This is a genomic window from Xanthomonas theicola, assembly GCF_014236795.1.
In the GTDB taxonomy this organism is placed as follows: Bacteria; Pseudomonadota; Gammaproteobacteria; order Xanthomonadales; family Xanthomonadaceae; genus Xanthomonas_A; species Xanthomonas_A theicola.
This window is the reverse complement of sequence record NZ_CP049017.1, coordinates 4,218,845-4,245,444: the sequence shown is the minus strand read 5'-3', so window position 1 is coordinate 4,245,444 and position 26,600 is coordinate 4,218,845. Positions and strand designations below refer to the sequence as shown.

The following is a 26,600-nucleotide window of genomic DNA, read 5'->3' as shown; positions in this document are numbered from 1 at the left end:
GTGGGGGACCCTCCCGCAATGGCTGGTGCGACAAGCGGTGAAGCATATCGCCGGCGTGCTGCGATTGGAGCATGACTGAAGGGACAGAGCGCACGCCTGCCGCCTCCATCGCCGACAGCGCCAACGCACCGGCGCGGCGGCGGTTGACACGGATTGAAAAGGGATTTTCCACGGCGGCGGCTCCGGGCGCTGCCAGACCGGCGCCAATGCTGAAGACTGAACACCCCGCCAAACGTCACGAAGATCCGCCCATGCCGCGCCTGTCCCGCCTGCTGTCCGCGATGCTGCCCGCCGTGTCCGCGCTGGCCTGCGCCCAGTCTGCCGAACGCCCGGAAGTAGCCGCCGCGGCGGCCGAACTGCACGCCAAGCTGGTCCACTGGCGATGCGACTTCCACCAGCACCCGACACTGTCCAACTACGAGGCGGGTACCGCCGCCAAGGTCGCCGAGCGCGTGCGCGCGCTGGGCCTGAAGCCGCAGACCGGCATCGCCCGCCATGGCGTGGTGGCGATCATCAAGGGCGCGCTGCCGGGGCTCAGGATCGCCCTGCGGCGGACATGGACGCGCGGCCGGTCCGAGCAGACCGACCTGGCGTTCGCCTCCGAGGCCACCGGTGAGTACCGCGGCGAGACCGTCGGGGTCATGCACAGCTGCGGCCACGACGCCCATGCCAACAGCTTCGGCGCGTTCAAGGCCGGCATCCGCTACAACATCATTCCCGACGACGTGGCGATGGCCGGCACCATCGGCGCCTTCGAGGGCATGCGTCAGCAGATCTTCGCCGGCCTGAAGGCGGTCGCCGAACACGCCGCAGCCCAGCGCGCCAAGGCCGAGGCGCACGTGCCCGACCAGGACGGCAACCCGGCCACGGTCGACGACCCGGCGCTGACCGCCACGATGCTGCCCAGCCTGCAGGCGGTGGTCGGCGCCGACAACGTCGACGAGCCGCCGCTGCGGATGGGCGCGGAGGACGTCTCGTTCTATCCGCGGCAGGTGCCGTCGCTGTCCTTGTTCGTCGGCGCCATCGGTCCCGGCATCGATCCGGCGACCGCACCGAGCAACCACTCGCCGCAGTTCCTGCTCGACGAGTCGGCGCTGCACGTCGGCCTGCGTGCGCTGTTGCAGGTGTGGCTGGATTATTTGCATATGAAGCCGTGATCGGGGATTCGGAATTGGGGATTGACGGAGATGCCGGCGCCCGAGGTCGCCGCTTTTGCCAATCCCCAATTCCCGCGTTTCGTATATCTACCAGCCAGACCGTGCCCGTTAGACTGGCCGGCATGAACACCCCCCAGGATTCCAGTCTCGGCCGCGAGGTCGCATATCCCTCGCACTACGATCCCGCGCTGCTGTTCCCGATTCCGCGCGCCGGCGGCCGCGCCGAGATCGGCCTGGACGCCGCGCCGCTGCCGTTCTACGGCCTCGATCGCTGGCATGCCTACGAACTGGGTTGGCTGGACGCGCGCGGCAAGCCCTGCATCGCCACCGCCACCCTGCTGGTGCCGTGCAGCTCGCCGCAACTGATCGAATCCAAGTCGCTCAAGCTCTATCTCAATTCACTCAACGCGATGCGCTTCAACAGCGCCGAAGCGCTGCGCACCTGCATCGTCACCGACCTGTCGGCGCGCACCGGCGCCGACGCGACCATGGAATTCGGGCTGCCGCCGGTCGACCCGCTCGGCGAAGGCGACTCGCTGGACGCGCTGGACATCGCCATCGACTGCTACGGCCCGCCGCGGGCGCAGTTCCTGCTCGCCGCGGCGGAAGACATCGTCGAGGAGACGCTGCGCAGCGAACTGCTCAAGTCCAACTGCCCGGTCACCGGCCAGCCCGACTGGGCCACGCTGTACCTGCGCTACCGCGGCGGCCGCATCGACCGCGAGGGCCTGCTGCGCTACCTGGTCAGCTTCCGCGAACATGCCGGCTTCCACGAGCAGTGCGTGGAGCGGATCTTCCACGACCTGATGACGCGCTGCCGGCCGCAGTCGCTGCAGGTCGAGGCGCGCTACACGCGCCGCGGCGGCCTGGACATCAATCCTTGGCGCGCCACGCCCGACGTGGCCGGGCCGATCGCTTTCCACCGCGATCCGCGCCAGTAGCGCACCGCCTGAATCGCGGCAACGCCGTTCACGGCTGCGCGATCCGCTTTTAACAAATCATGTGCAACTGTGGCAGCGTCCCATCTACGCACGGAGCCACATGCGATGAACAGCGACAAGCGCGCCGATTTCTCGGCGGTCACCGTCAAAGTGGACAGCACCGCCGAGGTCGCGCCGAAGGCGGATTTTTCCGCGGTGCAAGTGCACGTGGACAGCACTGCCGAGCAGGTGCAGCAGGTCTACGTGGTCAAGCAGGGCGACTCCCTGTCCAAGATCGCCAAGCTGCATTACGGCGACGGCAACGCCTGGGTCCGCATCTTCGAGGCCAACCGCGACGTGCTCGACGACCCGGACAAGCTCTACCCCGGACAGACTCTGAAGCTGCCCGCCCGCGCCTAGCGCGCGCCGCGGCCGCAGCGTTCGCGATCCAGCCATTACCATCCAAGGAGCCCCACCCACATGAAGATCCATTCCAAGACGCTGACATCGCCGCTGCTGCTGGCCTTGGTCGGCACGCTAGCGCTGGCCGGTTGCAAGAAACAGGACCAGAACCAGAACGCGACGCAGGATCCGACCTCGTCCGCGCCGGCCGAGGCGATGCCGGGCCCGGCCGACGTCGGCAAGACACCCGAGCAGACTGCGCCCGCCGCCGCCAGCGCCGGCACCGCGACAGTCTCCGCGGTGACCGTGGGCAACACCGCCGGCGCCGACAAGACCGTGGCCCCGCTGACCACGCTGGCCAGCAAGGACAAGATCATCGTCTCGGTGAAGACCGAGGGCTCGTCCACCAACACCAGCATCGGCGCCAAGCTGCTGTTCCAGGACGGCCAGACCGCTGGCGAGCGTAGCGAGACGCTGACCACTGCCGGGGCGGAGACCACCAACTTCGAGTTCACCAATGCCAAGGGCTGGCCGGCCGGCACGTACAAGGCCGAAGTCACCGTGGACGGCAAGCCGGCCGGTACCCCGCAGCAATTCGAAGTCAAATGACGCGCATCGTGCATCAGTAAGCGATGCCGCAGTAACGGATCGCGCCTGCCGCCTCTCTCCCGGCCGGCGCGGCACGCTGGGCGCAGCCGCAAGGCTGCGTCCTTTTTTGAAAGAATGGATGGAAATTGGTTTCTCCATAGGCTTGTGCGGGCGCGGTTCGGAGACTGCGATCGCATGAGCATGAGCGCCTACTCCATCGTTTCGATCCATGCGCCGATGAGGACACGACCGGGCGGTTTTGATCAGGTCTGCGTTGGTCGTCGAGTTTCAATCCACGCGCCCGTTAGGACGCGACGCACGTGTGATCGGCTACGAGACGATGTCCGACGTGTTTCAATCCACGCGCCCGTGAGGACGCGACGTTTTGCAGGGATGGTGCCGTCGGCGTTGAGCGGGTTTCAATCCACGCGCCCGTGAGGACGCGACCCCAGCAAGGTCGAGCCTAGTGTCAATGCGGCAAAGGTTTCAATCCACGCGCCCGTGAGGACGCGACGGCCGGGGAACTCGAACAGCATGTCCTCGTTGCGGTTTCAATCCACGCGCCCGTGAGGACGCGACTCGCATACGTCAACGAGGGTGCGGCCTTGCACCAGTTTCAATCCACGCGCCCGTGAGGACGCGACGCGATGCCGCCGACCTCCTTGCTCCAGCCGGCGAAGTTTCAATCCACGCGCCCGTGAGGACGCGACGCAACGCACGTCAGCAGTGGGCAGGCATTCGTCGCGTTTCAATCCACGCGCCCGTGAGGACGCGACTGGGACGAGTGCGAAGCGTACAACCGGATCGACGTGTTTCAATCCACGCGCCCGTGAGGACGCGACAAGATGCGGCCGGCGCATAGCCGACGCGGACGATGTTTCAATCCACGCGCCCGTGAGGACGCGACCTGAGCGCCAACTTCTGTGCGGTCACGGCCGACCTGTTTCAATCCACGCGCCCGTGAGGACGCGACTGACCGTAATGCGTGGTCTTTCGCAGCCACTGCGTTTCAATCCACGCGCCCGTGAGGACGCGACCCCGCGGTGACTTTATGTTACGGCAGTCCAGACCGTTTCAATCCACGCGCCCGTGAGGACGCGACTTGTAACTTGCGGGCGGTGGTCCTGTACCGGTAGTTTCAATCCACGCGCCCGTGAGGACGCGACACGGACCCCGTGGGCGGCGGTGCGGCCGGTGCGGTTTCAATCCACGCGCCCGTGAGGACGCGACATCAGCGCGCTCTTGTGGATCCGGCTGTTCCAGTTGTTTCAATCCACGCGCCCGTGAGGACGCGACCCCCCTGAGCATAAGTGCTGATAGGTGTTGAGAAAAAGTCCGCACTTGTGCGGAACCCTTCGAAGACGCAATCGAATTGAGCTGCCGTGCACGTGAAATGAACGGAAGAGTTGATATATTTTACTTTAAAATCAAAGTGTTGTGATGATCCGCGAACCTACCAGGCTTTCCCCAGTCGCTTGCGGTTCGCGTCAGAAGATCAGCGGGCCTTTGAGGTCCAGGCTGGGCTTGGCGCCGACGTGCTCCACGCGGGCTTCCCATCTTGCACCGAGGTGGTAGAAGCGCAGGCTGTCGACATCCTGATCGATCAGGTCGCATAGACGCTGCCGCAATGCGGCCCATTGCGCAGGCTCTACTTCGATTTCGAAGACAGAGAACTGCACGCGCTGGCCAAGGTCACGGCACGCTTTGGCGACCTTGCGCAATCTTTTTTCGCCGCCGGGAGAGCTGGTGCTGACATCGTAGCTGACCAGAATCATCATGGCGTAGTGGCCTTTTCATTTCCAGAAAAAGGGGGGATAGCCATCCAGGTCGCCACGCAGGTGTCGGGCCAGCAACTGGGCCTGGACGAAAGGCAGCAAGCCGATATCCACCTTCTCGCCGAGGAAGGCGTGCTGGAGTTGTTCGCGCTTGCGTTCCTGGTAGGCCACCAGAACGGTCTTGCGGGCATCGTCCTTCAGCAGGACAGCGCCGTTGTCGAAGATCTGGAAGTCACGTTCGTTCAATTGACGGCGATTGATCAGCGACAACGCCAGGCGCTCGCCGAGCAATGGCCTGAATTCCTCCGCCAGGTCCAGGGCCAGGCTGGGCCGCCCCGGGCGGTCCCTGTGCAGGAACCCGACTGCCGGATCCAGGCCGACTGTCTCCAGGGCGGAACGGCAATCGTGGGTGAGCAAGGTGTAGAGAAACGAGAGCAGGGCATTGAATGCGTCGCGCGGCGGGCGGCGATTGCGGCCGCCGAAGCGCAGCACCGGCGCGTCGGCACGTATGAGTTGGTCGAACACGCCGAAATAGGATTGGGCGGCCTCGCCTTCCAGGCCGCGCAGCACGTCCACGCTGGTCTCGCCGAGGATGCGTTGCGGGATGCGCTTGAGCCGCTTGAGCGCGTGCTGAAAGGCGGTCACGTCGGTGAGCCGGTCGCCATGGTCACGCCAACCACGGGCCAGCACGGCGCGTTGATTGTGGACCTTTCCCGCCAGCAAGTTGCGGACGACGGCGGCGCAACGCGCAGGATCGTCGCTGCGCCGGTACTGTTCGCGGCGCAACAGCACGTTGCCGGAGACCGGGCCTTCGACACGCGCCAGGAAGCGGCCCTGCGGCGTCAGGTAGCAGATGCTGATGCCCTGTTCGGAACAGAAGCCCAGCAACTGCGGCGATACCGCGACCCGGCCGATGCAGACCATGCTTTCCAGCATGTGTACGGGCAGTCGGGCGCGTTCCTGGCGCTCGACCTCCATCACGACGTTGGCGCCGTCCTTGCGCAACCAGGCGCCGTCGGTGGTGGCGTAGAGGGTGTTGAGTTGGCGGCGCATCGTCACTCCTCCTCGGCTTCGAACTGCTGGCGCAACCAATCTTCGACGCTGCCGCGGCCGAGCAATCGCGGTTGGCACAGGTCGATCAGGGAACAGGCCTCGCAGCGCCGCGCGTCGTAGCGCGCGCTCGGCGTGGCGCCGGACGACAGCATTGCGCGGGTTTCGGCGACGGTGCGGAGGGTCAGCTCGCGCAGCGCTCGGTCGAAGGCGACATCCTTGCGCCGCCGCGTCTGTCCATAGAACAGGGCGCCGGCGGCGACGGGATGGCCCAGCATGTGCTCCAGGCACAAGGCCTGCGCGCACAATTGCACCTCGTCGGCCCGATGCGCCTTCGGCCGGCCGCGCTTGTACTCCACCGGGAAGGCGAATTCGCCGTCGCCATCGCGATGGAATTCGACCACATCGGCCTTGCCGGTGATGCCCAGTTCCAGCGCCAGCAGCGGCATTGCGGTGACCGTGCGCACGCCGCGCCTGCGCGCGGTCTGTGGCGCATCGGCGCGCTGGTGCAACAGCCGGCCCTCGGCGGTCAGCCGGTTCTCCGCCCATTGCCGTTCCACATGGATCAGCGCGCACTGGCGCGGGCAATACAAGTAGTGCTGGAGGGCGGAGAGCGGGATCAGGTCTTCGTCGTCCATGGTTCCCGCTCTCCTGCGGTTGTCAGAACATTTCAGAACATTTCGGCGACGGAGACACCGGTCGGCATGGTTCGGTCGATCTCGACCCTGTAATCGGCAAAGCTTCGCGCCGGGCTGTCGGCCTGGCCGTCCACGCGGGTCACCTTGACCTTGTCGAACAGCAGGTGTGCCGGTGCGTTGCCCATGGCGTTTTCGTGTTCGAATACGATCAGCTTGCGTGCGGCCATCTCGCCGCGCGCGGCGGAGCGGTCGTGCTCGAACAGATGGGTCAGCGCGCGCCACAGCAGTTGTAGGTCGTCCTCGGAGAAACCGGTGCGTTCGGCCAGTTTGGCCGAGACGAAGCCGTGGGTGCGATACAAGCCGTAGGGCAGGATGTGCTTGCGGCCCATGGTGCGCTCCTTCTCCAGATCCTTCTCGTTGGTCACTGCCACGCGGGTGATCGACACCTCCAGCGGCAGCACCGGTTCAACCGAGCTGGCGAAGGCCAATTGCACAGGACCGCGCACCTGGCCACTATTGACCTCGGTGGTCATCACCGCGCCGAAAGTGCGCACGTCGAAGAAGTTCTTGCACATCCAGGCGGTCAGTTCGCGCGCCTTGGCCTCGTCCTTGGGCGGCTTCTTGGCTTCATGTTCGATGCCGAGCGCGGCGTAGGCTTGCTTGTGCTGGTTGTTCAGCACCGACTTTTCCTGCATGTAGATCGTGTAGCCGGGCTCGCTCTCCTTCTCCAGCGCGACGTAGTTGCGGATCTTGCGCTTGAGCGCCACGTCGGTGACCAGCCCGCGGTTGGTCTCCGGGTCCAGGCGCGGCAGGTTGCCGGCGTCCGGATCGCCGTTGGGGTTGCCGTTGGTCACGTCGAACAGGTAGACGAACTCGTAGCGGTGGGCAATGGCGCTCATGCGTGATCTCCTTCGGAAGCGGTGTCGGGGGCGTCCTGGCCGTCGGTGCGGGCGAAGCGCGCCTGGGTCTGGTGGTAGTAGCCGATCGCGAAGCGGCCTTGCTCTTCGATCGGAAGCGCACGGGGGAAGCTGGTGGGAAGCGCGTCGATGATCTGGCCGATCTCTTTTTCCAGGTTCACAGACAGGCCGGCCTTGTCCTTGCGCAGCTTGCCGAAGTGGTTCTGCGCGCTGCGCAGCAGCACCGGGAAGATGCTGGCCGGGGCCGCCGAGGCGGCGCCGTAATAGCGATCGCGGATGGTGGCGTTGACCTGCCCACCCAGTGCGGCGCGTTGCAGATTCTCCAGCGACGAGAATAGCCGGCCCAGCAGATAGCCCGGATCGGTATTGGTGGTATCGAGACTCACGGGGGGTTCTCCTTTGGTGGATGACAGTCCTTGTTGCATATCCAAACGCGCCTCGCGCGCCAGTACGGCCCGGCACAACGCCACACGCAGCGGGTTGACCTGCCCGTCGGCGCGGAAGCGCATGACGATGGCGCCCAGCAGGCTGCGCGGATAGCGCGCGCCGGCGAGGATCGCCCGGGTCAGCTCACCGGCCAACAGCGGCGAGACGTCCTCGGCCTTGGGCTTGCCATGCTCTCCGTACACCGGGGCGGTCTGCAGGGCGAGGAATTGCGGCGTGGGCGGGCGCTTCCAGGCCGACGGCTGCAGGGCGAGGTCGTGGTAGTGGTCGGCCAGGCGCCGAGCGAAGCCGGCCAGCGTCTGCGTTTCCCAGAAGCGGATCGACAGGCGCGAGGCGTTCGGAGCCAGGCCGAGCACGAAGATGCGCGCCTCGTCGTCCAGCGTGGCATCCACTTCGCGCAAGGGGCGAGCCTGTTGCACCTGCTTCAGTGCGAGCTGCAGACGCTGAGTGACCTGGCCGTTGGCGATTAAGGGGTCTTCGGCTTCGCCGCCACGCAGGAAATCGGCGATCAGGTCCTCGGCGCCCCTGGCCTGCACGGTCGTCTTGGCCTGCGCCCAGAACACCACCGTGGAGTCGCCGATCTGCAGCCGCTGCCGATTGTGCGGGTCGCGCCTCAGCAGGTGGTTGAGTGCGGTGGTATAGGCGAAGGCGGCCTGCTCGGAGACCGGGGCGTTTTCGCCCTGGCTCTTGCCGTAGGAGGTGAAAGCGTCGAGATTGAACGAGACGATCGACGCGCCGGAACTTTGCGCACCGTTGACGCCCTTGATCGCCGGATGCAGCCGCGCCAGTGGTGCGTGTTCTCCGCTGACCAGGCAGATGCCGGATGCGCCGTCGGCGCCTTGGCCTTGCTGCCGTTCCCAGGCGGCGCGTGCGGCGACGCGCTGGTGCAGATAGCCGGTGTCGCCATCCAGGCGGAACACCACGTTGGCATCCGGCAGCGCCTCGCCGTGCCGTGCGAACTGCGGATGCTCCGCGAATTGCGCGGCCGCCCACGTGTCGAGGAACGCCAGCAGCGCTCGCAGGCCGGGATCGTCGCTGCCGCCCAACGCCTGCTGGTGCATTTCCTTGAATGCCGCGTGCTCCTGTTCGCTGCGCTTGCTGTTGGCGCTGACGCCGAGTGCGTAACTGGTCTTGTCCCACAGGAAGTTGGATTTGATGGCCACAGTCCGCTTTTCCGGCTGCGGCACGCTCAACGCCTTGGCGATCCGTTTCTTGCCGTCGTAGTCGTGTTCGTCCTCCACGGCCAGGACGCGGCCGTCGGCGGCCAGGACGATCGCGTAGCCGATCTTCTCCTGGCTGTAGCCGGGTGCGGCGATGCCCGATTCGGGATCGTCCAGCAAGCGCTGGTAATACTCGGTAAGGGCGGACAGGATCATGCGCGCACCTCGCCGTGGCCCGGTGGCGGCACTTCGACCCGGCCATCGACCATGCGTGCGCGGAAGAAGCGTGGCGTCATGCCGCCGGCGAAGTCGATGTCGTGCAGCATCCAGCCCAGGTCGCGTTCGCCGGCCAGCGCGGGGTCGGTGGCCGGCACGGCATCGGTGTCCTCGATCAACGCGAAGCTGGCCGGGAATTCGCGCGTGCCCAGGCACGGCGCCTGAAAGCACTGCCCGCGCCGCGCGCGGCGGTTGAAAATGTCCAGGTGCTTGCCGACGTTGTCGTCGGGGCCGGCCTTGTCGGTCAGCGCGAAGTGTGCGGCGATCACGTAACCCACCTCACGCAGGATGGTGGCAGCACGCTGTTGACGGTCCTCCTCGACGTAGCCGACCAGCGTCTCGGTGCGCCCGGCCTTGATGGCCTTGCTCACGCTGGCCGCCGACAGTTTGCTGCCGACCTCGTTGCGGCGGATCGATTCGAAGCGGATCGGCTTGAGTACCTGGATGCCGTCCACCACCCAGCGGATCGCCGGCTTCCAGTGGATGGCTTCCAGGATGCCGCGCGCCGCCGATGGCGTGATGATATCGTACGAGACCCGCTCTACTTTCATCTCCGGGCGCGTGAACAGCGCCCGCTCGCCCCAAACGTGGAGCCTGACTCCGTAACTCATCCTTGTTCCCCTCGCCCACAAGGGCGTGCTTTCACGGAATGCCCCTCTCCAAGATGGAGAGGGGCGTTTTCACTCCAGTCGCACTACATTAATTTCAATCCACGTTCTCTTAAGGATGGTCTGAACAACTCCCTCTGATCCTGCGACAATCGTACAAAGCCCAACAGGACAACGACGATGCAATTGTCTTTCGGCGACGCGGAGTACAACGGCAAGCGCAAGCAGACGCGGCGCGAAAGGTTGCTGGCCGAGATGGATCAGGTGGTGCCGTGGAAAGACCTGCTGGCGCTGATCGCGCCGCACTATCCGAAGTCGGGCCATCCGGGCCGTCAGCCGTACCCGCTGGAGACAATGCTGCGCATCCACTTTCTGCAGCAGTGGTACGCACTGAGCGACCCGGGCGCGGAAGAAGCCTTGTACGACACGGCGTCGATGCGCCGTTTCGCCAGGATCGGCGGGTTGGATGAGGTGCCGGACGAGACCACGATCCTCAACTTCCGCCGGTTGCTGGAGACGCACGATCTGGCGCGCACGCTGTTCAACCGGGTCAACGCGCACCTATCGCGCAAGGGCCAGAGCCTGCGCGGCGGCACCATCGTGGACGCCACGATCATTGCCGCGCCCAGCTCGACCAAGAACAAGAACGGCGAGCGCGACCCGGAAATGCACCAGACCAAGAAGGGCAATCAGTACTACTTCGGGATGAAAGCGCACATCGGCGTGGACGATGAGTCCGGGCTGGTGCACCACTTGGAATGCACGGCGGCCAACGCCGCAGATATCACCCAGGCGCACAAGCTGCTGCACGGCAAGGAAGACACGGTATGCGGCGACAGCGGCTACACCGGGCTGGCCAAGCGCGAGGAGATGGCGAGCAAGCGCAAGCTGCGCTATCTGATCGCGGAGAAGCCCTCGAAGCTGAAGCAGATCAAGAGCAAGCGCGAATTGAAGTGGGCACAGCGCTGGGAGCACGCCAAGGCCAGCCTGAGGGCGAAGGTGGAGCATCCGTTCCGGGTGATCAAGCGCCAGTTTGGCTACGTCAAGGTGCGCTATCGCGGCCTGGCGAAGAACACGGCGCAAGTGCTGACGCTGTTTGCGCTGTCGAACCTGTGGCTGAAGCGAAAGCAGTTGCTGCCTGTCGTGGGGAGGGTGTGCCTGTAATCCGGGAAATACCCCGGAAATGCGCCGGAAACGGCGAAAAACCGAGGGTCTGAGCGCCGTGGGCGTGGTCGATATGGCTTGCCTCATCCTCCGACCGCGTTGATCAGACTATCCTTAAGGATGGTCTGAACAACTCCCTCTGATCCTGCGACAATCGTACAAAGCCCAACAGGACAACGACGATGCAATTGTCTTTCGGCGACGCGGAGTACAACGGCAAGCGCAAGCAGACGCGGCGCGAAAGGTTGCTGGCCGAGATGGATCAGGTGGTGCCGTGGAAAGACCTGCTGGCGCTGATCGCGCCGCACTATCCGAAGTCGGGCCATCCGGGCCGTCAGCCGTACCCGCTGGAGACAATGCTGCGCATCCACTTTCTGCAGCAGTGGTACGCACTGAGCGACCCGGGCGCGGAAGAAGCCTTGTACGACACGGCGTCGATGCGCCGTTTCGCCAGGATCGGCGGGTTGGATGAGGTGCCGGACGAGACCACGATCCTCAACTTCCGCCGGTTGCTGGAGACGCACGATCTGGCGCGCACGCTGTTCAACCGGGTCAACGCGCACCTATCGCGCAAGGGCCAGAGCCTGCGCGGCGGCACCATCGTGGACGCCACGATCATTGCCGCGCCCAGCTCGACCAAGAACAAGAACGGCGAGCGCGACCCGGAAATGCACCAGACCAAGAAGGGCAATCAGTACTACTTCGGGATGAAAGCGCACATCGGCGTGGACGATGAGTCCGGGCTGGTGCACCACTTGGAATGCACGGCGGCCAACGCCGCAGATATCACCCAGGCGCACAAGCTGCTGCACGGCAAGGAAGACACGGTATGCGGCGACAGCGGCTACACCGGGCTGGCCAAGCGCGAGGAGATGGCGAGCAAGCGCAAGCTGCGCTATCTGATCGCGGAGAAGCCCTCGAAGCTGAAGCAGATCAAGAGCAAGCGCGAATTGAAGTGGGCACAGCGCTGGGAGCACGCCAAGGCCAGCCTGAGGGCGAAGGTGGAGCATCCGTTCCGGGTGATCAAGCGCCAGTTTGGCTACGTCAAGGTGCGCTATCGCGGCCTGGCGAAGAACACGGCGCAAGTGCTGACGCTGTTTGCGCTGTCGAACCTGTGGCTGAAGCGAAAGCAGTTGCTGCCTGTCGTGGGGAGGGTGTGCCTGTAATCCGGGAAATACCCCGGAAATGCGCCGGAAACGGCGAAAAACCGAGGGTCTGAGCGCCGTGGGCGTGGTCGATATGGCTTGCCTCATCCTCCGACCGCGTTGATCAGACTATCCTTAATAAGAACAGCTTATCAATAGTTGTCCTGTCCACGGTGATCCATCCACCAGAGCAGTGAGAACGACAATAGCCCATGGCCAAATCGCAGGTTTCTCGCTGCCTTTTATGTCCGAGCTCAAGTTGACCGAGTAATTTGATTCGGGTTTTTTCTTTTGCGATCTAGACATGGTTGGCCGCCTGCTTAGCGTGTTGAGCCAGGCAAGCCTACTCGGGCTTTTAATGCATTGTAACTGGAATAATTTTCATGGCAGCTACCAAACGCTCTTTTCCGCATCCAGGAACTGCGGGCTGTCCCAATGCAGCCCGAACCGCGCGTCGTACAGGCGCGGATCGACCAGCCGCACGAACTGCTCTCCATAGCGCGACGGCGCGACCGCGGCGATGGCATCGGCCTGCCACAGCGCCTTGTAGGCCTGTTCGGGCACCTGTACCAGCCACGGTTGCAGTCGGCGGGCGGCGCCGGCCACGCCCACTTGCTCGGCGTATTCGAGCTGGCGCAGGCTGTCGGCGACCTCAGGCACCTCCTCGTCGCTGCCTGGCGCGTAGGGCACGATCAGCGGCCGCATCGTGCTGCGGATCAGCTTGAACTTCCGCGCCAGCGTGTCCAGCGGCAGGCCGTCGATGCCGGCGTCGCGCAGCAGGCCGAGCAGGTCCTGGCGGTCGAGCCGGCCGTCGCCCAGGCGGCGATAAAGCTCCCCGAAGTAGGCGGCGACCGCCTCCATCGACAGCAGGTCGTCACGGTGCGCGCGCTCGACGCTGCGGAAGACCTCCGCGAACAGTTCCAGTTCTTTCGGCGGCGCCCAGTCGGGATTGGCCGGCGTGAAGACCAGCACCGGGCTGGCATCGGCCGCTCGCCGGCCCTCGCGGTTGCAGCGGCCGGCCGCCTGGGCGATGGAATCCAGGCCGGCCTCGGCACGCAGTACGGCCGGGAAGCTGATATCGACTCCGGCCTCGATCAGGCTCGATGCGGCCAGCCGGCACGGCCGGCCGGCCTTCAGGTCCTCGCGCAGGCCGGCCAGCACCGCGCTGCGGTGGCGTGCGTGCATCAACGTGGTCAAGTGGCGCGCACCCGGTTGGTCGGCGATCGCATCGAACAGGTTGCGGGCGTGGCGGCGGTTGTTGACGATGCACAGCACCTGTTCGCGCCGCCGAAGGTGGTCGGCCAGCGCGTCGTCGTCGAGCATGCCGACGTGGCGCACGTGGACGCGTCGCAGCTGTGCATACAGCGCCGGTGGATCGTCCACCAGTTCCTGTACGTGTTCCAGGCCGCCGGCGAAACCCTGGTCCTGGCGCAGCGCCGGCTGGGTCGCGGTGCACAGCACCGGGCTGACCCGGTAGTTGCGCGCCAGTTCGTCCAGCAGCGCCACGCAGGGGCGTAGCAGCGTGTGCGGCAGGGTCTGCGCCTCGTCCAGGACCACCACGCTGCCGGCGATGTTGTGCAGCTTGCGGCAGCGCGCGGGCCGGTCGGCGAACAGGCTCTCGAAGAACTGCACCGCGGTGGTGACCACGATCGGCGCATCCCAGTTCTCCATTGCCAGCCTGCGCTTGGCGATCGCCTGCGGGGCGGCAGACGGATCGTCGAAGAAGGCGCTATGGTGCTCCAGTACCACATCGTCGCGGTCCTGTACGCCCAGCGCATGGCGGAACACCTGCACGGTCTGTTCGACGATGCTGGTGAACGGAATCACGTAGATCACCCGGCGCAGGCCGTGGCGCTGCGCATGCGCGATGGCGTGGTCCAGTGCGAACGCCAGCGAGGCCAGAGTCTTGCCGCCGCCGGTGGGCACGGTGAGCGAGAACAGGCCGGGGCGCATGCCGGCCTTGGCGCGGACCTCGCGCAGGATCCGCGCGCGCAGCGGGTTGATGCCGCCTTCGTGGGGAAACCCGGCCAGGTGTGCATCCAGACGTTCGCGCAATTGTGCAAGCGTGGGCCGAGCACGGGTTTCCTGCGCGCGCGATGGACGACCTTCCAGGTGCCGGTAGAAGTCGTCGGTGTCGGCGAAATCGGCATCGACCAGGCAGGAGAACAGCATCCGGGCGAGCAGGGAGAGTTGGAAGGGACGACGCTCCAACTGCGGATGGCCAGCGAAACCCTCCGGGAATGTCAACTCGGCCGGCAGCGTCAATTCCCGTTTCCAGTCCGGCAGCAGCGGCGGCAGTTCGCGCTCGCGATAGTCCTCCGACAAGCGCTCGTGCAGCGAAGGGCGCGACTGCGCCGCGTGCCCAGGTCGTCCATCGGCCAGCCCGGCGTGGTGGCCGGCGATGCCGTAGGCGATCAGCGTACCCAGGCTTCCGTAGTGCGCGCAGGCAATTCGCGCGCCCCAGGTGGCATGGTCCACACGGGCAGGGTCGCCTTCCAGCCGGGCCTGGAACTTCTCGGTGTACTTGCCCACGTCGTGCAGCCGTCCGGCGACGCGGGCCAACAAGTGACCCCCGAAGGGCCGGGCATGCCCGGCGGCAAGTTCGCCGACGCCGAGAAGATGGTCGGCCAGCCGTTGCCAGTCGCTGCGATCCTGTCGTCCAGTCGAATGCGCGTAGAACCCCATGCGTCCCCTGTGTCCATTCCATGACGGCCGCGCCGGTGCAGCCGGCGATGCGGCAAGCCTACGCCGGCCACGCGCGCGTGGTGGAGACAAATGATGCTCTGGTCCGCCGACGTTTCTGCTGCCGCGGACGCCTGTCCGCCAACGACGGTTACTTGGCCGCCGGAAACCGCTTGTCCAGCAACTCGATGAAGCTGCGTTTGGCGCGATGGGTTTTCCGCAGTTGCACCAGGTAGCTGTCGAATGCGGCCAGGCTGTCCTGGCGCTGATGCAAACCTCGCATGGTAGGGAGCACGTCCAGCGCGATCAGGTAGTTCTGGCGATTGGTGCGCGCCACGTAGGCCTCGACCAAGGTGCGGCAGATGCGCAGGGCGGTTGGCGGATCCAGCGTCTCGGCTTCCGGCAGTAGCCGTTCCCAGGTGTGCAGCGCCAGTTTCAAGGTCGTGTCTTTGGCCAGATCCAGGGCGCGATGCGCCTGGCCTTCGGCCAGCAGCAAGTGGATGCGGGTGTCAGATGCGTCGACGAGAGAATGCGGCGATCCATCGTCCGCTGCCTGCAGTGCACGTTCGCGCCACCGCTCCCATTGGCCGAGCGCCAGTGCGGCCTTGCGCAGCGCCAGGTAGGTGGATTCCTCCGGTTGCAGCAGATAGGCCTTCCAGCTCAGTTCCAACGCATCTTCGGGGAAACCATCACGCGTGTAGGCCTGGGCCAGTTCGGTCAGGATGCGCGGATCCGTCGGATGCGCTTTGGCGCCGCGCTCCAGCCAGTCGAGTGCCTGCCGTTCGCGACCATGTTCGGCGCAGCGCCGCGTCATCTCCAGATGGTCCCAGCCGCTGCTGCAGCGGCTGGCAAACCATTGCAGCATCGACTCCACGCTGCCGCCGCAGCGTGCCGTGTCTTCGAGCAGGGACTCGGCCGCCAGGCGTTTTGCGCTGTCGGCCGTGTTCGCGTGCAGGGTCTGCAGCGCAGCGCGTTCCAGCAAGGCGATGCCGGCGCTGCCGAGCAGTGCGGCATATTCCTGCAGTGGCGGCAGCAAGCCCCATTCGTCGAGCATGTGCAACTCGAACACGCGCTTGCCAAGGTTCGTTGCGCCGGCGGCCTTGGCCGCTTCTGGGTGAGCCTGTGCGAGCGCGTGCAGGCGCTGGCCGATGTGACCGCCGGAATCGTCGCAGTCCTGGTAAATGCTCACCAGGCGCTTGAACGCGTATTCGTGCAGGTCCAGCGCCGCCACTGGATCGCGCTGCCGCGCCTGTTCGAGCAATGCGGGCAGCGATGCAAGCCGCTTGGCATATGCAATGCTGTCGTGATGGTCCATGAAACGTTTGCGCCCGATCAGGGTCGATACCGCCTTGCGCCAATCCTGCGGCGGTGCGCTGGATAACTGTGCGCGGCTCAGCAGCAGCCGGCGCACGTCGCGGTCGGTGTCGGCCAATTCCATCATCAGCGCCTGCATTTCTTGCGGCGATCGGGTTGCCAGCCAATGGCGCAGTCGCTGCTCGGAATTCTCGGCGGCGGACGTGGCCTTGCTGCGCCCGTCGTGAAGTGGTGCGCCGCCGTTGGCGACTGCGCGCGCCCAGGTCAGCGCAACGGCGACCTGATGCTTGCAGAATTCCTCCTGCTGGCCTATCGGGCAATCGCAACGGCCGTGCAGGGCGCAGTCGCGCCAGGCCAGCTGCACGCTGTAGGTTTCGCTGCCGCTGACCTGCGCGCTGACGCACAGCGGTTCCATGCTGCGAAGCGCCACGCGTTCTTCTTCGGCATAGGCCAAGCCTCGCTCGTAATAGCGACGCTCGGTGATGCCAAGCAGGAAGCGGCGGTCGATTTGCGCTGCGGAGAAGGCGGACGTCATCTTCCGCATTCTGGAGCAACCTCGGTCCTTGATGAAGGCCGTGCCGATAGGTTTTTGCCCGCAGGGATAAGAAACGCGACAATGGCGGGCCAATGCCGGGCCCGTCCCGGCGCCGAAAAATCCGTCGGCAACGTACTTGACCGTACTGTCGGCGGTTCCTCCCTTCCCAGAGGTCATCCAGCGCGCCATGTCGAACACGCCCAAGATCCTGTACACGCTCACCGACGAAGCCCCGTCCCTGGCGACGCAGTCGCTGCTGCCGATCGTCGCCGCCTTCGCCGGGACCGCCGGCATCGTCGTGGAAACCCGCGACATCTCGCTGGCCGGCCGCCTGATCGCGCAGTTCCCCGACTACTTGAACGACGACCAGAAAATCGCCGACGACCTGGCCGAGCTGGGCCAGCTGGCGACCACGCCGCAGGCCAATATCGTCAAGCTGCCCAACATCAGCGCCTCGGTGCCGCAGCTCAAGGCCGCGATCAAGGAATTGCAGCAGCAGGGCTACGCGCTGCCGGACTATGCGGACGAGCCGAAGGACGCCAAGGAGAAAGAGGCCAAGGCCCGCTACGACCGGGTCAAGGGCAGTGCGGTCAATCCGGTGCTGCGCGAAGGCAATTCCGACCGCCGCGCGCCGCTGTCGGTGAAGCGCTACGCGCGCAAACACCCGCATCGCATGGGGGCGTGGAGCGCGGATTCGAAGTCGCACGTGGCGCACATGGATGCCGGCGATTTCTACGGCAGCGAGCGCTCGGCGCTGATCGGACAAGCCGGCAGCGTCAGGATCGAACTGGTCGGCGACGACGGCACGGTCGCGGTGCTGAAGGAAGAGACCGCGGTGCAGGCCGGCGAGATCATCGACGCGGCGGTGATGAGCAAGCGCGCGCTGGCCGCTTTCGTGCAGGCGCAGATCGCCGATGCCAGGCAGCAGGGCGTGCTGTTCTCGCTGCACCTGAAGGCGACGATGATGAAGGTCTCCGACCCGATCATGTTCGGCGTGGTGGTCGGCGCGTTCTACCAGGACGTGCTGGACACGCATTCCGAGGCGCTGAAGCAGGTCGGTTTCGATCCGAACAACGGCATCGGCGACCTGTACGCGCGCATCGCCACGCTGCCGGCGCAGCAACGCGCGCAGATCGAGGCCGATCTGCAGGCGGTGTACGCGCAGCGCCCGGCGCTGGCGATGGTCGACTCCGACAAGGGCATCACCAACCTGCACGTGCCCAGCGACGTGATCGTCGATGCGTCGATGCCGGCGATGATCCGCGACTCGGGCAAGATGTGGAATGCCGACGGCAAGCTGCAGGACACCAAGGCGCTGATCCCGGACCGCTGCTACGCCGGCGTGTACCAGGCGGTGATCGAGGACTGCAAGCGGCACGGCGCGTTGGATCCGGCGACGATGGGCAGCGTGCCCAACGTCGGCCTGATGGCGCAGAAGGCCGAGGAATACGGCTCGCACGACAAGACCTTCCAGATCGCCGCCGCCGGCACGGTGCGGGTCTGCGACGCCGGCGGCAAGGTGCTGCTCGAGCATGCGGTCGAGGCCGGCGACCTCTGGCGCATGTGCCAGGTCAAGGACGCGCCGATCCAGGATTGGGTCAAGCTGGCGGTCAGCCGCGCGCGCCTGAGCGATACCCCGGCGGTGTTCTGGCTGGATCCGCAGCGCGCACACGATGCGCTGATGATCCAGAAGGTGGAGCGCTACCTGCAGGACCACGACACCAAGGGCCTGGACATCCGCATCCTGCCGCCGGTGGAGGCGACCGCGTTCTCGCTGCAGCGCATCCGCAAGGGCGAGGACACCATCTCGGTCACCGGCAACGTGCTGCGCGACTACCTGACCGACCTGTTCCCGATCATGGAGCTGGGCACCAGCGCCAAGATGCTGTCGATCGTGCCGCTGATGGCCGGCGGCGGCCTGTTCGAGACCGGCGCCGGCGGTTCGGCGCCCAAGCACGTGCAGCAGTTCGTCGCAGAGAACTACCTGCGCTGGGATTCGCTGGGCGAGTTCCTGGCCCTGGCCGCCTCGCTGGAGCATCTGGGCCAGCGCGAGCACAACGTCGGCATCGGCGTGCTGGCGCGGACCCTGGACCAGGCCAACGGCCAGTTCCTGGACAACGACAAGTCGCCCTCGCGCAAGGTCGGCGAACTGGACAACCGCGGCAGCCACTTCTATCTGGCTCTGTACTGGGCGCAGGCGCTGGCCGCGCAGGACGAGGCCCCGGCGCTGAAGGCGCGTTTCGCCCCGCTGGCCAAGCGGCTGGCCGAGCACGAGGCGACCATCGTCGCCGAGCTCAACGGCGTGCAGGGCAGGCCGGTCGACATCCAGGGCTACTACCGCCCGAACCTGGCCCTGGTCAGCGCGGCGATGCGGCCGAGCGCGACGTTCAACGCCGCGCTGGAGACGCTGTCGGCGTAATGCGCGCCGTCCCGCGCCCGCTGCCGCGCACATCGGCAGCGGGTGCGCTTCTTGGCCGGTACTGGCGAACGCAGACCAGCCGTCGCGCCGGCTCAGCCGGCGATGCTGCGCAGCGCCTGCGCGAAGCGGTCGATCTCCTCCATGCGGGTGAACAACGCCGGCGTCGCCCGCACGCAGGCGCCGCTGGCCGCACCGCTGCGCATCGTGGTCATCACCCCGAACTGCTGCAGCAGGCGTTGCGCCAGCGCCGCGTTCTGTTGTTCGCTGGTTTGCCCGCGCAGGCGCAACGAGGTCATCGCCCCGTAGAGCTGCGGGTCGTCGGGAGTGAGCACTTCCAGGCCGGATAGGTCGGCCACGGCATGCACCCAGCGGTCGCGCAGGTACTGCAGCCGCGCCTGCTTGTTGGCCGCGCCGATGCGTTCGTGCGCTTCCAGCGCCGCCGGCAGGCTAAGGAAGGCGGCGAAATCGACGGTGCCGGTATGCACGCGGGTATCGATGCTGTCGGCCGGGCCGGCCTGGCCCATGTGCGGGTCGATGTCGGCGATGCGCTCACGGCGGATGTAGAAGCCGCCCACGCCCAGCGGCGCGCCGATCCACTTGTGGAAATTGAAGCCGACGAAGTCCGCGCCCAGGTCGGGAATGCCGATGTCGCGCTGGCCGATCGCCTGGGTGGCATCGACGATCGTGTCCACGCCGCGCTGCCGCGCCAGCGCGACGATCTCGGTCACCGGCAGCGCCAGGCCGGTACGGTGGCCGATGCAGGTGACCAGCATCAGCTTCACCCGCGGATGCCGCTGCAGCGCCTGCGCATAGGCGTCGATCAAGGACTGCCGGGTCGCCGGCTGCGGCAGGTCGATGCCGATCGCCTCCACCCCGCGGCGCTGTCGCAGCCATTGCATCGCGGTGATCATCGCGTCGTAGTCCAGGTCGGCGTACAGCACCGCATCGCCCGGCTTGAGCCGGTTGTAGCCGCCGATCAGCAGTTGCAGCGACTCGGTGGCGTTGCGGGTCAGCGCCAGCTCGCGCGGATCGATGCGCAGCGCGCCAGCCGCACGCGCGCGCAGGTGGCGGTAGTCGTCGGGAAACTGCAGGCGCGCGTAGTGCGCGTTATCGTGGTTCACCTGCTGCACGCGCTGCAGGTAGGCCTTCAGCACCGGCCGCGACATCGTGCCCCAGTAGCCGTTTTCCAGCGCGACCGTGCGCCGGTCCACCGCGTAGGCGGCGGCGACCTGCGCCCAGTAGACCTCGTCGGTCGCCAGTTGCCGCGCCGGCACACCCGCCGGCGCGGCCGGCATGCCGGCAGCCGCTTGTGTCGCGTTGCTGCCGACCTGCCGCAGCATGTCCTGCAGCGACAGCATCGGCGTGGCGGCGAGCAGCGCGCGCCGGCGCGGGTCGGGACGATCAGAAGCGCAGGCGGAGTTGTGCATGGACGTTGCGTCCGTCGGTGTCGTAGGGCGCGTTGCGCGAATACACCAGGCCGCGGCTGGCCTGAAAGGTGGCCTTGTCGGGATAGGTGTTCAGGACGTTGTCGGCGCCCAGCCGCAGCGACAGGGTCTGGCTCAGCGCGTACGTCGCCGACATGTCGAGCAGCGCGATCGCGCCGAAGCGCTGGAAGATGTCGCCGCTGGCATTGCCGCTGCTGTCGGTCCACGCGCCGTAGTAGCGCATCCGCAGCAGCCCCTGCAGCGGCCCTTGTTCCCAGGTCAGGCCGAGGCTGCCCTTGTGCTGCGGCAGCAACTGTTCAAACAGGAGGCGCTGGGTCGGATTGGACGCCACGGCGGTGCTGCCGTCGTCGACCCGGGTGCGGTTGTAGTTGTAGGCCAGGGTGGCGCCGAAGCGGCCGGGGCCGAACGCATGCTGGTAGCCGAACACCAGGTCCGCGCCCTCGGTGGTGGTGTCGAAGTCGTTGGTGAAGTAGTTGACCGAGGTGTAGTGCATCGGATTGGGCAGGCTGGCCGGCACCGTAAAACTCCGCGAGGTGCTGAAGCGGTCGCTGAGCTCGATCCGGTACAGGTCCAGCGACCCGTAGAACCCGGCCGCGGCCTGCCAGGCCAGGCCCAGGCTCAGCGAATCGGATGCTTCCGGCTTCAACGCCTTGGCGCCGAGCGCGATGGCGATCGGATCCTGCGGCGACAGCCGGCCGGCGTTGAACACCTGCAGGCTGACCGTGTCCAGGCCCTGGGTGATCTGGGTCCCGTACACCTGCCCGGGCGTCGGCGCCCGGAAGCCATTGGACCAGGCGCCGCGCAGCGCCAGCCACGAGGTCAGTTCGACGCGCGCGGACAGCTTGCCGTTGAGGCGGCTGCCGACGCTGGAGAAGTCTTCGTAGCGCAGCGCGCCGCCGACGCTGAAGCGCGAGGTCAGCGGCACTTCCACGTCGGCATAGGCGGCGTAGCTGGTCTGGTCCCAGGAACCGGCCTGCTGCGGGCTGAAGCCGGGCGCGCCGTTGGCGTTCGGCGCCAGCCCGTCGCGCGCGCCGGCGCCGATGGCATAGGAGGCGGGATCGCCGGCGGCGATGGCGTAGGTTTCGTTGCGGCGCTCGGCGCCGAAGGCGATGTTCACCGGGTCCTGCAGCATCGCCAGCGGCAGCGAATAGACGAAGTCGGCGTTGAGGTTGACCTCGCGCTGCCGCAGGCGGCCCAGGTGGAACGCGGTCGGGCTGGTCGGACCCATCGAGGCGTTGATCGATTCATCCAGCGAATAGCCGATGTCGCTCAGCCCGTACGCGGCGCTGACGTCCCAACTGAAGCGCTCGTCGAATGCGCCCTTCAGCCCGCCCAGGGTCTGCGCGTCGCGGTAGTCGCTGCCGTAGCGCGGGGTGAAGCCGGCCGGGTAGAGCGTGCGCAGGTCGAAGCCGGGGAACGCCGGGGTGCGCTTGTAGATCGAGGCGTTGGTGTCGGGGTTGCGCCAGTTGAAGTCGGAGACGCCGCCGCCGTCGTTGAACAAGGCATAGCCGTACAGGCCGATGTCCTCGCCCAGCGGCAGGTCCAGGTTCATGCCCAGGTGGGTGCTGCGCTGTTCCGGCTGGCCCCAGCGCTGCACCGGATCGGGCACGGCGATCGCCGGATGCGCCGCCTGGAAGGCGATCGCGTCGGCGCGCTGCACGCCGCGGTCGGTTGGCTCGGACGCACTGTGCTCGGCGAAGGCGACCAGGCGACCTTCGCCCAGTTCCCAGCCGCGCTTGAGCGAGTAGGTGCGCGCGAGTCCGTCGCCCTCGCTGTACTTGGACACGTCCACGCCCAGCTCGGTGCCGACCCGGTCGTCGAGGATGATGTTGATCACCCCGGCGATGGCGTCCGACCCATACTGGGCGGCGGCGCCGTCGCGCAGCACTTCGATGCGCTTGATCGCCGTGGCCGGGATCTGCGCCAGGTCCGGCGCCTGCGCGCCGCGCGCGCCGAGCAGGGCGGAGCGGTGGAAGCGGTGGCCGTTGACCAGCACCAGGGTCTGGTCGGGCGACAGGCCGCGCAGCGTGGCCGGGCGCACGAAGATCTGGCCGTCTGCCAGCGGCAGGCGCTGTACCACGAACGAGGGCACCAGCGCCGCCAGCACGGTGTTGAGGTCGCTGCTGCCGACCGAGCGGATTTCCTCGGCGCTGATCACGTCCACCGGCGCCAGCGTGCCGAACTGGGTACGGTTGGCGCCGCGGGTGCCGGTGACCACGATGCGGTCGAGCGTGGTGCTGGTGTTGGCGTCGTCGGCATCCGGCGGCGACGCGGCCGCGGCGGGGCTGCCGGCGCTGCACACGGTGAAGATGGCGGCCGCCAGGCGGCGCTGCGCGTTGTGTTTCAAGTGCTCTCCCAACAGGCATGCAAAGGTGTCGAAGTGCCGGGCGGCCAGCGGCCGCACCGGCGAAGGCAGGCCAGTCTGGCGGCCGACGACGACGCGGCACTGACGTCTTCATTACACGTTGATGACGCGCCATGCGCCAAATCGTGGCGCGCGGCGCCGGGGTTTCTGGCAGCCCGCGCGCAAGAGCGGCGGCTGGCGGTCGTGCCGGCGCCGCCGCGCGCGCGGGTAGACTGCGGCCATGACCACCGCGCCCGATCCGCCCGTGCCCGCCGCGCCCCGCGCCGCCGCCGTGGCGCGCACCATCTGCGATGCGTTCGAGGACTACCACGCGCGCTTCGCGCGGATCAGCGGCCGCGCCCGCCGCCGCTTCGAGAGCCGTGACTGGAACGCCGCGCGCAACGACGCGGTCGAGCGCATCGCGCTGTACGACCGCTGCATCGGCGAGTGCATGCTGCGCCTGCGCACGCTGTTGCTTGGCCAGACCCACGACCGCGCGCTGTGGGCGCAGGTGCGCGACGGCTTCGCCGCGCAATTGCACGGGCTGATCGACCAGGAACTGTAAAAGAGCTTCTACAACACGCTGACACGGCGCTTCTTCCGTACCCAGGGCGTGGACACGCGGATCGAATTCGTCGCGCTGGACATCGAGCCCACCGACGCAATCACCCACCCGGTGGCGCGGCACAACTACGCCGTCTCGGAAACGCGGCCGGTGGACGCGTTCGTGCGCGTGCTCGGCGATTACCCGTTCGACCTGCCGTACGCGCACCGCACGCGCTGCGCCGCGGCCATCGCGGTGCGCCTGCAGGACGATCTGGCGCACTGGGGCGAGCAGCCGGTGCGCGGCATCGAATTGCTGGAGACGGTGTTCTACCGCGAGCGCCGCGCCTATCTGGTCGGCCGCGTGTTCGGCGAGCATCGCTTCTCGCCCTGCGTGATCGCGCTGGTCAACGACGGCGCCGGCCTGCGCGCCGAGGCGGTACTGACCAGGCGCAACGACGTGGCGCAGCTGTTCGGCATCTCGCGCAGCTATTTCCAGGCCGACCTGCCCACCGTCGGCGACGCGGTGGTGTTCCTGCGCAGCCTGCTGCCGCACAAGCCGATCGACGAGCTGTACACGATGCTCGGCCGCGCCAAGCAGGGCAAGACCGAGCGCTTCCGCACCTTCTTCCGGCACTTCCAGGCCCAGGCCAGCGAGCAACTGGTGCACGCCGAGGGCACGCCGGGCATGGTCATGTCGGTGTTCACCCTGCCCAGCTATCCGCTGGTGTTCAAGCTGATCCGCGACCGCCTCGCCTATCCGAAGACGATGAGCCGCGAGCAGGTCGAGGACAAGTACGCGCTGGTGTTCAACCTGGACCGGGTCGGCCGCCTGCTCGACGCGCAGCCATACCGCTCGCTGCGGTTCCCGCGCGCGCGCTTCGCCCCGGCGCTGCTCGCCGAGCTGCTGCAAGACTGCGTGCGCAGCCTGCGCGAGGACGGCGAGGACCTGATCTTCGAGCTGTGCTACGTGCAGCGGCGCCTGCGCCCGCTGAACCTGTACCTGCGCGAGCAGACCGCCGAGGCAGCGCGCGAGGCCGCGTTGGACTATGCGCAGGCGATCAAGGACATGGCGCGCAACAACATCTTCCCCGGCGACATGCTGCTGAAGAATTTCGGCGTGTCGCGGCAGGGACCGCGCGGTGTTCTACAACTACGACGAGCTGTGCCTGGTCGCCGACTGCACCTTCCGCGACTGGCCGCAGCCGCGCAACGAGGAGGAGGCGATGTCCGCCGAACCCTGGTTCCATGTCGCCGCGCGCGACGTGTTTCCGGAACGGTTCGCGCTGTTCATGGGCCTGCCCGCGGCCTCGCTGGAGGCGGTCAAGCGCGTCCACGGCGAGCTGTTCGATCCGCAGTGGTGGCGCGACCTGCAGGCCCGGCTGCGCGAAGACGACTATCCGGACGCGCCGCCGTATCCGTCGTCGCTGCGCCTGCCCTGAGTTGCCTGCGCCTGCCGGCTGCGCTGCGATCGGGGCTGCCTCCATGCAGGGATGGCGCGATGCATCGCAGATCAGGGCTCTCGACGCGGCAGTGGTACGGTCTGCCGTTGGCGCTGCCGGCGGCCGCCGCGTTCGCCGGCACCGGCCAGCTTCGCCGCCTAAGACCGCAGCGATCGCCGTGCGGTGATCCCGGGGAAAATGCCGCCGCCGCGCTACCCGGAAGCGGCGTATCGCGTCGGTGCCTCGGGGACGGCCTATCTGGCGCTCAAGGTCGCGCGCGACGGCCGCGTCGCGCCGCTGCCGCGGTCGAGCAGGTCGACCTGCAGAGCGTCGCCTCCGAGAACGACATGAAGAAGCTGCGCGACATCCTCGCCAGCGACGCGGACGTGGACCTTCCGCGTGCCAACCGAGGGCAAGGACGCCACGGCGCCGTATCGGACGGTGCGCGTACCTGCGCTATGCCAGACCGGGCCGCCGCTGGCGCGGCCGGCGACGATGGCCGCTGGGTCGGCTACGCGTCCGTCCCGCGCCAGCGCGCATCCTGGGCCACCGGCGCGGACGAGGCAGGGTGTTCTCCGAATACGCTGCCGGCCGGCGGCGTCTGCATGATCGACAGCAACGGCCCGCGCCAGCTGACGCCGCTGCAGGGCAGCCGAGCGCGAGCGCGGCGCGGGGGCACTTGCCTGTCGGGCGATCGCTACACGATCTCTACGCGGACGTACGCGGGATCGTGCGGTTGCGCGTGGTCGCATACAGCATCGCGACAAGGATGCCGGCCAGCACCAGCGACGCGCCCAGGGTGCCCAGATCCAATCCGCCCTTTGCCGTCGGCTTGGTCAGCAGGTCGCCGAACGTGGCGCCGAATGGACGGGTCAGCACGAAGGCGGCCCAGAACAGCAGCACACGGTCGATGCGGGTGAACGCGTAGGCCAGGACGATCGTGGCGAGCGCCCCCGCGATCAGCGCCGCGCCGCCGAGGAAACCCAGTCCCGAACTGTCGGCCAGGTAGTCCCCCAGCGCGGTGCCGAGCGTATTGGAGAACAGGATCGCCATCCAGTAGAAGACTTCCGCGCGGCCCCCGCCGATCCGGCTGACCGACAGGCTGCGTTCGCTCAGCCACCAGGCGCCCAGGGTCAACGCCAGGCCGCCGCTCAGCAGCAACGCACCTTGCGCGTAGCCCAGGCCCAGGCTGCGGTCCATGTAGTCCGACAGGGTGGTGCCAGCGGTGCTGGTGGTCAGGATCACCCACCAGTACAGCCACGGATGGAATCGGCGGGTGCGCAACTGCGCCCACAGCGACAACAGGAACACGCCGATCAGTAAGACGCTGCTCATCGCGTAGCCGACGTCCAGCGTCATCGACAGCAAATCGCCAGCGGTCTCGCCGAGCGTGGTCGCACAGATCTTCATCACCCAGAACCCCAGGGTGACCGGTGCGACTTTGGCGACAGTGGAGTCCATGGCGGCGGCGCGGCGGATGGGGGCCGGGTCAGCATCGCCGGCGCCATGTCGAAAACCGGTCGGATCCGGGCGCTGGCGGACGCAAGCGCCGAACCTGCGGGCTCCCGGCCCGGCATGCCGGGCCGGGAGCGTGGTGGCACGGCCGCGGGCCGGGACCGCGGCGCGATGCCC

17 protein-coding genes, 2 pseudogenes and 1 CRISPR repeat array are annotated in these 26,600 nt (G+C 67.1%); of the genes and pseudogenes, 8 read left to right on the top strand and 11 right to left on the bottom strand.

Features of this window, described 5'->3' with window-relative positions:
* Positions 1-251 precede the first annotated feature (251 nt).
* From G4Q83_RS19870 to G4Q83_RS19855, 4 genes and pseudogenes are all read left to right on the top strand, one after another.
* Positions 252-1,157 (top strand): annotated as a pseudogene (locus G4Q83_RS19870) (M20/M25/M40 family metallo-hydrolase).
* 122 nt (positions 1,158-1,279) lie between these two features.
* Positions 1,280-2,098 (top strand): NADPH-dependent 7-cyano-7-deazaguanine reductase QueF, encoded by an 819-nt coding sequence (queF, locus tag G4Q83_RS19865; RefSeq protein WP_128420939.1) that lies wholly within the window; start codon positions 1,280-1,282, stop codon positions 2,096-2,098.
* 105 nt (positions 2,099-2,203) lie between these two features.
* The gene (locus G4Q83_RS19860; RefSeq protein ID WP_128420940.1) at positions 2,204-2,497 is read left to right on the top strand and encodes a LysM peptidoglycan-binding domain-containing protein; all 294 of its coding nucleotides are present in this window, start codon (positions 2,204-2,206) and stop codon (positions 2,495-2,497) included.
* Between the two features lie 60 nt (positions 2,498-2,557).
* Complete coding sequence (locus G4Q83_RS19855; RefSeq protein ID WP_128420941.1) at positions 2,558-3,088, top strand: hypothetical protein; 531 nt, start codon at positions 2,558-2,560, stop codon at positions 3,086-3,088.
* 198 nt (positions 3,089-3,286) lie between these two features.
* Positions 3,287-4,363: a CRISPR direct-repeat array (repeat unit 31 nt; unit sequence GTTTCAATCCACGCGCCCGTGAGGACGCGAC).
* Positions 4,364-4,554: 191 nt separating this feature from the next.
* Here the strand turns inward: G4Q83_RS19855 and cas2 are convergent.
* From cas2 to cas5c, 6 genes are read right to left on the bottom strand one after another with little or no spacing between them, the layout of a single operon-like run.
* Positions 4,555-4,845, bottom strand: coding sequence for a CRISPR-associated endonuclease Cas2 (gene cas2 / locus G4Q83_RS19850; protein ID WP_128420942.1), 291 nt, complete (start codon positions 4,843-4,845; stop codon positions 4,555-4,557).
* Positions 4,846-4,860: 15 nt separating this feature from the next.
* Positions 4,861-5,895, bottom strand: a complete 1,035-nt coding sequence (gene cas1c / locus G4Q83_RS19845) for a type I-C CRISPR-associated endonuclease Cas1c (protein WP_128420943.1) — start codon at positions 5,893-5,895, stop codon at positions 4,861-4,863.
* Between the two features lie 2 nt (positions 5,896-5,897).
* Positions 5,898-6,530 (bottom strand): CRISPR-associated protein Cas4, encoded by a 633-nt coding sequence (gene cas4 / locus G4Q83_RS19840; protein WP_128420944.1) that lies wholly within the window; start codon positions 6,528-6,530, stop codon positions 5,898-5,900.
* A 32-nt stretch (positions 6,531-6,562) separates the two neighbouring features.
* Positions 6,563-7,429 (bottom strand): type I-C CRISPR-associated protein Cas7/Csd2, encoded by an 867-nt coding sequence (gene cas7c / locus G4Q83_RS19835; RefSeq protein WP_128420945.1) that lies wholly within the window; start codon positions 7,427-7,429, stop codon positions 6,563-6,565.
* Positions 7,426-9,267, bottom strand: a complete 1,842-nt coding sequence (gene cas8c / locus G4Q83_RS19830) for a type I-C CRISPR-associated protein Cas8c/Csd1 (protein ID WP_128420946.1) — start codon at positions 9,265-9,267, stop codon at positions 7,426-7,428. Before cas8c ends, cas7c begins: the two co-directional genes overlap by 4 nt.
* Positions 9,264-9,938, bottom strand: a complete 675-nt coding sequence (gene cas5c / locus G4Q83_RS19825) for a type I-C CRISPR-associated protein Cas5c (RefSeq protein ID WP_128420947.1) — start codon at positions 9,936-9,938, stop codon at positions 9,264-9,266. The genes cas8c and cas5c overlap by 4 nt, the downstream gene beginning before the upstream one ends.
* A gap of 177 nt (positions 9,939-10,115) precedes the next feature.
* On the opposite strand from cas5c, the gene G4Q83_RS19820 reads away from it, so the two are divergent.
* Both G4Q83_RS19820 and G4Q83_RS19815 read left to right on the top strand, forming a co-directional pair.
* Positions 10,116-11,099: an IS5 family transposase gene (locus G4Q83_RS19820; RefSeq protein WP_185817191.1), complete on the top strand. Its 984-nt coding sequence runs from the start codon at positions 10,116-10,118 to the stop codon at positions 11,097-11,099.
* Between the two features lie 182 nt (positions 11,100-11,281).
* Positions 11,282-12,265, top strand: a complete 984-nt coding sequence (locus G4Q83_RS19815) for an IS5 family transposase (protein ID WP_185817191.1) — start codon at positions 11,282-11,284, stop codon at positions 12,263-12,265.
* Positions 12,266-12,634: 369 nt separating this feature from the next.
* Here G4Q83_RS19815 and G4Q83_RS19810 read toward each other — a convergent pair whose 3' ends face one another.
* On the bottom strand, positions 12,635-14,929 hold the full coding sequence (locus tag G4Q83_RS19810; RefSeq protein ID WP_128420439.1) for a CRISPR-associated endonuclease Cas3'': 2,295 nt from the start codon (positions 14,927-14,929) through the stop codon (positions 12,635-12,637).
* Between the two features lie 148 nt (positions 14,930-15,077).
* On the bottom strand, positions 15,078-16,775 hold the full coding sequence (locus G4Q83_RS19805; RefSeq protein ID WP_128420456.1) for an SWIM zinc finger family protein: 1,698 nt from the start codon (positions 16,773-16,775) through the stop codon (positions 15,078-15,080).
* A gap of 187 nt (positions 16,776-16,962) precedes the next feature.
* Between G4Q83_RS19805 and G4Q83_RS19800 the strand changes: the two genes are divergently transcribed.
* A complete protein-coding gene (locus G4Q83_RS19800) occupies positions 16,963-19,194 on the top strand; it encodes an NADP-dependent isocitrate dehydrogenase (RefSeq protein WP_128420440.1) in 2,232 nt (743 codons plus the stop codon).
* A 92-nt stretch (positions 19,195-19,286) separates the two neighbouring features.
* Here the strand turns inward: G4Q83_RS19800 and G4Q83_RS19795 are convergent, their stop codons facing one another.
* A complete protein-coding gene (locus G4Q83_RS19795; protein WP_128420441.1) occupies positions 19,287-20,621 on the bottom strand; it encodes an aminotransferase class V-fold PLP-dependent enzyme in 1,335 nt (444 codons plus the stop codon).
* Positions 20,596-22,986, bottom strand: coding sequence for a TonB-dependent receptor plug domain-containing protein (locus G4Q83_RS19790; protein ID WP_128420442.1), 2,391 nt, complete (start codon positions 22,984-22,986; stop codon positions 20,596-20,598). The genes G4Q83_RS19795 and G4Q83_RS19790 overlap by 26 nt, the downstream gene beginning before the upstream one ends.
* A gap of 238 nt (positions 22,987-23,224) precedes the next feature.
* On the opposite strand from G4Q83_RS19790, the pseudogene aceK reads away from it, so the two are divergent.
* Positions 23,225-24,968: pseudogene (gene aceK / locus G4Q83_RS19785) on the top strand (bifunctional isocitrate dehydrogenase kinase/phosphatase).
* Positions 24,969-25,676: 708 nt separating this feature from the next.
* Here aceK and G4Q83_RS19780 read toward each other — a convergent pair.
* Entirely contained in the window at positions 25,677-26,429 is a 753-nt protein-coding gene (locus G4Q83_RS19780) for a COG4705 family protein (RefSeq protein WP_128420443.1), read from the bottom strand.
* Positions 26,430-26,600: the final 171 nt, after the last annotated feature.